The 9,169-nt window shown below is 57.9% G+C and carries 8 protein-coding genes and 1 riboswitch; of the genes, 2 read left to right on the top strand and 6 right to left on the bottom strand.

From position 1 onward, the window contains the following. Positions 1-294: 294 nt before the first annotated feature. From GVK32_RS25910 to GVK32_RS25885, 6 genes are all read right to left on the bottom strand, one after another. A complete protein-coding gene (locus GVK32_RS25910; protein WP_200842942.1) occupies positions 295-1,776 on the bottom strand; it encodes an aspartate aminotransferase family protein in 1,482 nt (493 codons plus the stop codon). Between the two features lie 9 nt (positions 1,777-1,785). Beyond that, positions 1,786-3,171 carry a diaminobutyrate--2-oxoglutarate transaminase gene (locus GVK32_RS25905; protein ID WP_159873493.1) on the bottom strand — a complete coding sequence of 462 codons (1,386 nt, stop codon included), beginning with the start codon at positions 3,169-3,171 and terminating at the stop codon, positions 1,786-1,788. A gap of 306 nt (positions 3,172-3,477) precedes the next feature. Next, on the bottom strand, positions 3,478-4,413 hold the full coding sequence (locus GVK32_RS25900; protein ID WP_159873491.1) for an ABC transporter substrate-binding protein: 936 nt from the start codon (positions 4,411-4,413) through the stop codon (positions 3,478-3,480). A 27-nt stretch (positions 4,414-4,440) separates the two neighbouring features. After that, a complete protein-coding gene (locus GVK32_RS25895; protein ID WP_159873489.1) occupies positions 4,441-5,181 on the bottom strand; it encodes an ABC transporter permease in 741 nt (246 codons plus the stop codon). After that, positions 5,178-5,906, bottom strand: coding sequence for an ABC transporter ATP-binding protein (locus tag GVK32_RS25890; protein ID WP_123707887.1), 729 nt, complete (start codon positions 5,904-5,906; stop codon positions 5,178-5,180). Before GVK32_RS25890 ends, GVK32_RS25895 begins: the two co-directional genes overlap by 4 nt. Then, positions 5,903-6,598, bottom strand: a complete 696-nt coding sequence (locus GVK32_RS25885) for a TenA family protein (RefSeq protein ID WP_159873487.1) — start codon at positions 6,596-6,598, stop codon at positions 5,903-5,905. The genes GVK32_RS25890 and GVK32_RS25885 overlap by 4 nt, the downstream gene beginning before the upstream one ends. Positions 6,599-6,663: 65 nt before the next feature. Next, a riboswitch (TPP riboswitch) is annotated at positions 6,664-6,765 on the bottom strand. A 295-nt stretch (positions 6,766-7,060) separates the two neighbouring features. Here GVK32_RS25885 and GVK32_RS25880 point away from each other — a divergent pair. Both GVK32_RS25880 and GVK32_RS25875 read left to right on the top strand, forming a co-directional pair. Further along, complete coding sequence (locus GVK32_RS25880) at positions 7,061-8,188, top strand: BamA/TamA family outer membrane protein (protein WP_159873485.1); 1,128 nt, start codon at positions 7,061-7,063, stop codon at positions 8,186-8,188. A 16-nt stretch (positions 8,189-8,204) separates the two neighbouring features. Continuing rightward, positions 8,205-9,164: a hypothetical protein gene (locus GVK32_RS25875; RefSeq protein WP_200842941.1), complete on the top strand. Its 960-nt coding sequence runs from the start codon at positions 8,205-8,207 to the stop codon at positions 9,162-9,164. Positions 9,165-9,169 lie beyond the last annotated feature (5 nt).

Here is a 9,169-nt window from a genome sequence, read left to right as displayed (position 1 = left end):
AGTTCCATCGGGTGTGCGCTAAGCTCTTTTCGTCCCTCATTGGGACCCCCTTTTGATTTCTTGTTGAACATTTGCAGTTGCCAGACCGCAAACTGTTTTAACAAATCAAAAGGGGTTTTTATAACTGACTCAAAGCTGAAAGCTTTACTGAACCCCCAGCCTAGCTGGGGGTTTTCTGTGCACAAAAAAGCCGATAAGGTGAGTTATCGGCTTTCGGGAGGCTAACGTCCCGGATGGGGCGGCAAGGGGCGTAACCCCGGATCGGGCGCAGGCGTCGTAATCCGGGCGTTCAGCTTACTTTGCCAGCACTTCCTGGGCGGTGCGTTCAACCAGGTTCAGCAACACCTTCACGTCATCAAGGGTGACGATTGGGTTGAGCAGCGTCAGCTTCAGGCAGGTGACGCCGTTGTGCTCGGTGACGCCGACGTTGGCGCGACCGGAGTCCAGCAGCGCGTCGCCGATGCGCTGGTTGAGCAGGGCGATGGCGGCATCGTCGCTGCCCGCGGTCTGCTGCGGGCGAGAACGGAACAGCACGCTTGCCAGCTGCGGTTCCATAACCAGCTCCAGCGTCGGCTGGCTGGCAACGTATTCAGCGACGTTTTTCGCCATCGTCACGCCGTGATCGATAATTGCCGCGTACTGCTTCTGCCCCAGCGCTTCCAGCGCCATCCACAGCTTCAGCGCGTCGAAGCGGCGGGTGGTCTGCAGCGATTTCGAGACCAGGTTCGGTACGCCGTTTTCTTCATCGAACTCGGAGTTCAGGTAGGCCGCCTGATAGCGCATCAGCTCGTAGTGGCGCGCGTCTTTTAACAGGAACGCGCCGCAGCTGATGGTCTGGAAGAACTGCTTGTGGAAGTCCAGGGTGATGGAGTCCACGCACTCAATGCCGTCCAGATAATCGCGGTAGTGCTCGGAAAGCAGCAGCGCGCCGCCCCAGGCCGCATCCACGTGCAGCCAGATCTGATGTTCCGCCGCAATGCCGGCAATCACGCGCAGCGGGTCGATAGCCCCCGCGTCGGTGGTGCCCGCGGTCGCCACGATCGCCATGATCTGCTCGCCGTTGGCCTGCGCTTCGGCAATTTTCGCCTTCAGGTCTTCGACGTCCATGCGGGCAAAGCGGTCGGTTTTGACCAGCGTGACCGAACGGTAGCCGAGGCCCATCAGCGCCATGTTCTTCTGCACCGAGAAGTGGGCGTTTTCAGAACAGAACACTTTGTACTGGCGAATATCGCCCGGCAGACCGTCCTGCTGAATCGAGTGGCCCTGGCGGGCGAAGAATGCATCGCGCGCCAGCATCAGGCCCATCAGGTTGCTTTGGGTGCCGCCGCTGGTAAATACGCCAGCGTCGCCTGCCCGGTAGCCCACCCGGGCGCGCAGCCACTCGATCAGCTTCATCTCAATGATGGTGGCTGACGGGCTTTGATCCCAGGAGTCCATGCTCTGGTTGGTCGCGTTAATCAGCACTTCCGCTGCCTGGCTTACCACCAGACTTGGGCAGTGCAGATGCGCCACGCACTGCGGGTGATGCACCGACAGGCTGTCTTTCAGGAAGTACTCGATCGCACGTTCAATCGCCGCCTGGTTGCCCAGACCCTGTTCGGTGAACTCAAGGGTAATGCGCTCGCGCAGCTCGGTGACGCTTTTGCCTTGATACATCTCAGGCTGCTTGAGCCATTGCGCGACGGCCTGGCTGGTCTGAGCGATAACCTGCTGATACGCCTCAATGCTCTGCGGCGAACCGGCAAGGATCGGATTCAATTGGGACATGGCGGTCACTTACTCCACTCAGACCGGTTTTACGCCGGCGGCCAGCAGGGCCTGTTCAAATTTGTCGAAGAAAATTTCCAGCTCCGCGTTGCTGATCAGCAGCGACGGCAGCAGGCGCAGGACGCAGCCGTTACGGCCGCCGCGCTCAAGGATCAGGCCCGCTTCGAAACATTTTTTCTGCAGCAGGGCAGAGAGCGCGCCGTCGGCCGGGTAGCAGCCCATATGATCCTGCGCTTCGTTCGGCTTAACGATTTCGATGCCAATCATCAGACCCAGGCCGCGAACGTGGCCGATTACCGGGTAGCGTTTCTGCATGTCGGCCAGCTTGCCTTTCAGCCACTCGCCCTGTGCCGCGACTTTACCGGCGATGTCGTTCTCTTTCAGATGACGCAGGGTGGTCAGGCCGGTTGCCATTGCCAGCTGGTTGCCGCGGAAGGTGCCGGTGTGGTGACCTGGCTCCCAGGCGTCAAACTGCTTCTTGATACCGAGAACGGCCAGCGGCAGACCGCCGCCGACGGCTTTTGACATCACGATGATGTCCGGCTCAATGCCCGCGTGCTCGAAGGCAAACAGCTTGCCGGTACGCGCGAAGCCGGCCTGGACTTCATCGATAATCAGCAGAATGCCGTGTTCCTGAGTCACTTTACGGATGCGCTGCAGCCACTCGACCGGCGCCGGGTTCACGCCGCCTTCGCCCTGAACGGCTTCAAGGATCACCGCCGCAGGCTTGCGTACGCCGCTTTCAACGTCGTTGATCAGGTTTTCGAAGTAGTAGGTCAGCGCCTTCACGCCGGCTTCACCACCGATACCCAGCGGGCAGCGGTACTGATGCGGGTACGGCATAAACTGCACTTCCGGCATTATGCCGTTAACCGCTTCTTTCGGCGACAGGTTACCGGTCACCGACAGCGCGCCGTGGGTCATCCCGTGGTAGCCGCCGGAGAAGCTGATCACCGAAGAACGACCGGTGTATTTTTTCGCCAGCTTCAGCGCCGCTTCAACGGCGTCAGCGCCGGACGGGCCGGTGAACTGCAGGCAGTATTCTTTACCTTCACCCGGTAATAAAGAGAGCAGGTATTCGGAGAAGCGATCTTTTAACGGAGTTGTCAGATCGAGGGTATGTAACGGCAAGCCGCTGGTAATGACACTTTGGATGCTCTGCAGCACGTCAGGATGGTTATGACCAAGCGCCAGGGTTCCAGCACCGGCAAGGCAGTCGAGGTACTGTTTGTTATCCGCATCGGTCAGCCATACGCCTTCCGCTTTGGTAATCGCGAGCGGCAGCTTGCGCGGGTAACTTCTGACGTTCGATTCGAATTCGGCCTGACGGGCCAAAAAGGTTTCGTTGTTTGCGTCCAATAAATCTGCACTTAAAGTATCAATACGGACTTTATCCGTCATCATATCACTCCCACAACCAGGGTTACGGTTGAACTCTGGTTGAATAATTGGTTTAAGAAAATGAATCGCCATTCATAAAGCGCGCACAATATATGGCTTTTTAAATCCGCATTCAACGTTTTATTTATTGCGCTATTTTTACGCTATTTTTACATTGTTAAATTTAATGTTAACATATTGATTTGTAGTGATTATTTTAACGTTCACAAAACCATAAAAAATGTAATTATTAGTGTGGGTTTATGCCTTATTTTATTACCGCTTCGTTGATGCTGCCGGCGGAAATAGTTCCGCCGGCAGTAAGGTTACTCAATGCAGTTCGATAGCGTACTGCGATAAAGGTGTGATTTTCTTAACCAACTTGTTGTTAAACAAAAACTGTTCGTAGGCTTCGTAGCGCGGCTTATCCAGCGCCGCGGGGTCGCTGGCGAACAGCGGTATCGTTTGCAGCCACGCCTGCTTGTTGAGCTCGGTATTGAGCTCAGGGTGAGCGGCGGCGAAGGCCTGCCACGTCTCCTGCGGGTGAGCGCGCAGCCAGGTCACGCCTTTTTGCAGCGCAACGAGGAATTTTTTGATCTTCTCCGCGTGCGCTTCATCGCGGTTGGCGACAATCACCAGCTCGTCGTAGGCCGGCACGCCGTAATCCTCGACGTTCATGACCTGCGGATCTTTGCCCTGCAGCTTCAGCTCCAGCGCCTCAATATTGCGATAGCCGCCGATAACCGCGTCAACCTGGCCGGCAAGCAGGGCGCTGGTCAGTTGGAAGTTAACGTTAATCAGCTTGATACTTTGCGGGTCGATATGTGCCGACTGCGCCATGGTTGCCAGCGTCGCCTGCTCGATGCCGCTCACCGAGTAGCCCACCTTTTTCCCCTTCAGGTCGGCCGGGGTTTTGATGTCCTTGTCCAGCGCAATAATGGTGTTGAGCGGCGAGTTAATCAGCGTCCCGACGCGCACCAGCGGCAGCCCCTCATCGGCGAAAAAATGTACCTGTGGCTGATAGGTGATGGCGAGGTCGGCCTGGCGAGCGGCCACCAGCCGCGGCGGCAGCGCCGGGTCGGATGGCGGAATGATTTTGACGTCGAGGCCCTGTTCCTTAAAGGCGCCAATCTGTTCCGCCACCATAATCGGCGCGTGATCCGGGTTGATATACCAGTCCAGCACCAGGGTTAGCTTCTCGTTCGCCGCGGCGTGTCCGCTGATAAGCGCGCTAAAGGCCATCCCGGCAAAAATACGTTTACTCATGGTATTCCTTATTATCCGTATAGGTCATTATTCCGGCGTCCAGTCGATCAGCCGGTGCAAGAAAGCGTCAACCGCCAGCCACAGCAGGACGGTCAGCAGCACTAAAATAAAGAGGGCCGCAAAGCAGATGTCGGTCTGCAGCCGGGCGTTGGCGTTGAGCATGACGTAGCCGAGCCCTTCGGCAGAACCCACCCATTCGCCGATGATGGCGCCAATCGGCGCGACGGCGGCAGCCATCCGCAGGCCGGATCCCAGCGCCGGTAGCGCGGCCATCAGCCGCACGTGGCGCAGCTGGGCGCCAAAGGAGGCGCCCATCGTGCGGGCCAGATCGAGATAGTCGTGATTGACCCGCCGCAGACCGTCAAAGAACGCAGAGGTGACGGGGAAGAAGATCACCAGCACCGCCATCATCACCTTGGCGCTCATCCCGAAGCCAAACCACAGCACCAGCAGAGGGGCGAGAGCGAACACCGGGATGGCCTGGCTGGTCAGCACCAGCGGCATCAGCCAGCGCTGCAGCCGCGGCGAGATAATCATGCACAGCGCCAGCACCACGCCGAGCAGGACCCCGAGCAGCAGCCCGCTGACAATTTCGCTCAGCGTCACCAGAGTATGCCAGCCCAGATACGCGCGGTTGAGCCACAGGGCGCCGGCGACCGCCGAGGGAGAAGGCAGCAGAAAGGCGGGGATCCCGCTGCGGGTCACCAGCCACCAGATCAGCAGCAGGCCGCTAAATACCACCGCGCCGCGAAAGAGTTTGCCCCTCATCCGTCGGCCCTCATTAGCTGCTGCAGCAGCTCCGCCTGGCTGGTCAGCAGCGCGGGATCGTCCGCCGCGCGCGGCGGCAGGCCGGTCAGATGGTGCGAATCGTCGATCCCTCCCGCAGACGGAGAAAGCACCAGCAGGCGGTGGCTCAGGCGGCAGGCTTCCATCGGATCGTGGGTAATCAGCACCACGGTACGCTCGGCCAGCAGTTCAGCCGCCAGGGTTTGAATACGCGTGCGGGTGATGGTGTCGAGGGCGGAGAAGGGCTCATCCATTAAGACCACGGGGCGGTCTTCATACAGCGTGCGGGCCAGCGCCGCGCGCTGACGCATGCCGCCTGAGAGCGACGCCGGGCGATCGTCGGCGCACTGCTCCAGCCCCACCTGGCGCAACAGGGTTGTCACGCGAGCGCGGTCGACGCGCTCCCCGCGCAGGCGCGCGCCGAGGGCGACGTTATCGCGCACGCTCAGCCACGGATAGAGCAGGTCCTTCTGGCCCATCCACGCCAGCCGTTTCGCGACGGGCTGCCCGTCGCTGGCGTATACCTGGCCGGAGGTGGGCGCCGCAAGGCCGGCGATGATGCGCAGCAGGCTGGTCTTTCCGGCACCGCTGGCTCCCAGCAGAGAGACCCACTGACCGCCGGGGATATCGAACGACAAATCCGCAAAAACAACCCGCGAGCCGAAGCGCAAACCCAGTTCCCGCACGTGGATAGCCGGAGGCGTCACACCGACGCCTCCGTTACCGCGTTCAGCCCCATCTGCCAGAAGTTGGCCTCCAGCCGCGTGGCGGTGGTGAAGATGGCGCTGAGCTCAGCGAATCTCGACTCGCCGCCGCGCTGCTGCCAGAGGGTTTCCAGCAGGGCGATCGCCGCGTTGACGCCGTTGAGATAGCCTTCGTCGCCGTAGTTACGGATCCACGAGGCGTAGGGGTTATCGTCCAGACGGGTCTGCGGACCGTGCAGCAGCCCGAGCCCGATTTCCGCGTAGCCGGCCACGCAGGGCATCAGCGCGGCCAGCAGATCCAGCGCGTCGCCGGAATGGCCGATATCCAGCACGTAGCGCGTGTAGTTGACCGTCTCCGCCGCTTCCGGCTCGGCGGCCATGGTGGTTTCATCCAGCCCCCAGCCGGCGCAGTAGCCAACGTGCAGCGGCAGCTCGTTGAGGATGGCGTTCATCGACGCCGCCGCGGCGCGCATCTCCGGCAGCGTGCGCAGCTTGCTGACCAGCAGGGCATAGCTGCGGGCAAAGTGGATCAAAAACAGATAGTCCTGCGTCAGGTAGCGGCGGAACGCGGGTTCGGGCAGGGTGGCGTCAGCCAGCTGACGTAAAAAGGGATGCGCGACGTAGTGCTGCCAGTCGCGTCCCGCCTGCTGGCGCAGACGACCGTAGATGCCTTGGGTAAATGCGGGAAGAATCACAGGACCTCCTGAATAAGGGGAGATCCGGGCGTGCGGAAGTATGAACAGGCAATGGCGGTAGCGTGGCAAAATTGCCGACCCGTCCCTTCGCTGGCATGACCCAGATCAGGTTCAAAGGGTTCGGCTTACGCCATCTCAGCCCTCACGGGACACCCCTCGGTAGGGCCATGTTATACGACATTCACTTTTTGATTACAATCCCCTGGTTCATCGCTGAAAAGCGATAGCATAAGTGACAATGTCACACTGCCTGACAACGACAATCCGCTTCGCTCGTTGCATATTCACGTTAACTTTTTTAGCAATATGTGTGCTAAATCTCCTTATTTTGTCCAAAATTAAAGAAAACCTGTTACCGAAAATTGGTAGTTCAGGGCGCCATAGGATATATTTTTGCTATCTGAAACCCATTATTCTTCAGTCACCTGGGTGTTCAGAATCCATCTTAACCCCGGAGAGTGCATGAAGTGTACGCTTTCAACCTTACTGCTAGCGCTTATCGGGCCGTTTTCTATTTCTGCTATGGCGAGCAGTCTGTTTGATCCTGAAGATGGCATGGTGGACATGAGCCACTACCTGCAGGACAACCAGTACGGATTCCTTCCGGTGCCAATGGTCATCACCGAGCCGGCGGTGGGCTACGGCGGCGGTTTGTTTGGCCTCTTTTTGCACGGTAAAGGCACCCGCAAAGGGGATAATTTTATTCCCCCACCGATGACCGCTTTTGGCGGCGGCGCGACGCAGAACGGCACCTGGTTTGTCGGCGGCGGCCATCGCCATACCTGGAATGACGACCACATTCGTTACCTGGTGATGATGGGCTACGCCAATATCAAACTCGATATCTACGGCGACGGCTTAAGTCATTTTGACCAAAAGAAGGCCATTCACTCACAAACCAAAGGCTATGGCGGGCTACAGAAGCTGCTGTTCCGCGTCGGCGATTCGCCGGTGTTTGTCGGGGCTTCTCAGGTTTACGCGAAAACCGATATTTCAGCCGAAAACCCAGTGGTCAATCGGGTCTGGCAGCAGGTGTTCGGTCAGGAGAGCACGTCGTCGGCTTTAGGGGTGGTGGCTGAATATGACACGACGGATAATTTTTTCTATCCTAAGAAAGGGTTATCGGTGCAGGGAGAGTACCGGTTCTACCGCTCATTGTTAGGCGGTGATTATCACTACAACCAGTTCTCTTTAGACGGGAAATACTTTTTCCCGCTGAGCCGCACGTTGACGCTCGCCGTCGCCGGTAACTACCAGTCATTGACCCATCACGATAATCGCCTAACGCCAATGGCGCGTCCTTATATCGAATTACGCGGCATCTCTCGTTACCGCTATCAGGGCGATTACGTGACGACCGCACAAACCCAGCTTGCCTGGGAGTTTACGCCGCGCTGGATCCTGCAAGGATTTGTTGGCGTTGGCAGCGCTGCCGATGAGGCGCATGCATTGTGGGACCAGACAGAAGTGGCGTGGGGGACAGGTTTTCGTTACCTGATAGCGCGCCAGTATGGATTACATACGGGGATAGATATCGCCTTCAGCGAGCATGAACAGGCGGTCTATTTTAATGTAGGTTCCGGACTTTAAGGTCAGATGAAAGAAAATGCGATGGACTAAAACCGTAATTACGTTGTTGTTAACGTCGGGTACCGCCTGGGGGGCCAGCACTGCCGACAGTACCGGCAGCAGTAACGACAGCTATTTCCCTATCTGGGGTGATGAGGCAAGAGCGCGTGGCTATTCCATTCCGCTGCCGTTCGGCGTCAATTTAAGCTACATGAACATTCGCCAGGATATCCTGGTCGACAGTATCTCTTTTTCCGGTCTGGCGCTCGGCAACCACGCCATACCCAGCGATATGTTTGCCATTGACGCCGGTCATACGCGGCAGAAAAGCAAAACCGAAAACCTGCGTCTGGATATGTGGGTGTTTCCTTTTCTTAATGTCTACGGCATCGTCGGCCATACCCGTGGCTCCTCGTTGTCAAAAGTTTCCGTTGACGCCGACCCGTCAAAATACAGCGGTCTGGACCGAGTGATTGCCGGGTCTGTGCATCGTTTGTATGAAAGCGGCCAGCTGCAAAATATTGACTTCGCGCTGGATTTTAAAGGGACCACCTGGGGCACCGGCTTTACCCTCGCCGGGGGCTATGGCAACTGGTTTGGTCTGGTGGATACCAACTATACCCGCACCGATTTCGATATCCTCGATGGTAAAATCTCCGCCACTACCGTGTCACCTCGGGTGGGCTACCGCTTTAATCTGCAGGGGATTGCCGGGCCGTCGAACTTAAGCATCTGGGTAGGCAGCATGTACCAGAACGTGCAGCAGGAGTTCAAAGGCAACCTCTCTGATTTGCACATGCCGCCGGAGCTTCAGCCGTTAATCGCCGCCGTCAATAAAGACGATCAGGGCAAGTTCGATGTGAAGCAGCGTCTCTCTTCGCCGTGGAATATGCTGATCGGGGCGCAGTATGAAATTACGCAGAATTTTAACGTGTTAACTGAGATTGGCTTTAACGAACGCAATAGCTTCTTTATTGCCGGAGAGTACCGTTTTTAGCCTCT

Origin of the sequence: Klebsiella sp. 18074 (assembly GCF_902705905.1) — a bacterium.
Lineage (GTDB): Bacteria > Pseudomonadota > Gammaproteobacteria > Enterobacterales > Enterobacteriaceae > Klebsiella > Klebsiella terrigena.
This window is presented reverse-complemented; position numbering and strand designations above follow the sequence as displayed.

Bases quoted from the DNA above. Each gene is read 5' to 3' on its own strand.
- GVK32_RS25900 (WP_159873491.1), bottom strand. From the start codon at position 4,413: ATGAGTAAACGTATTTTTGCCGGGATGGCCTTTAGCGCGCTTATCAGC.
- GVK32_RS25895 (WP_159873489.1), bottom strand. From the start codon at position 5,181: ATGAGGGGCAAACTCTTTCGCGGCGCGGTGGTATTTAGCGGCCTGCTG.
- GVK32_RS25905 (WP_159873493.1), bottom strand. From the start codon at position 3,171: ATGATGACGGATAAAGTCCGTATTGATACTTTAAGTGCAGATTTATTG.
- GVK32_RS25880 (WP_159873485.1), top strand. From the start codon at position 7,061: ATGAAGTGTACGCTTTCAACCTTACTGCTAGCGCTTATCGGGCCGTTT.
- GVK32_RS25875 (WP_200842941.1), top strand. From the start codon at position 8,205: ATGCGATGGACTAAAACCGTAATTACGTTGTTGTTAACGTCGGGTACC.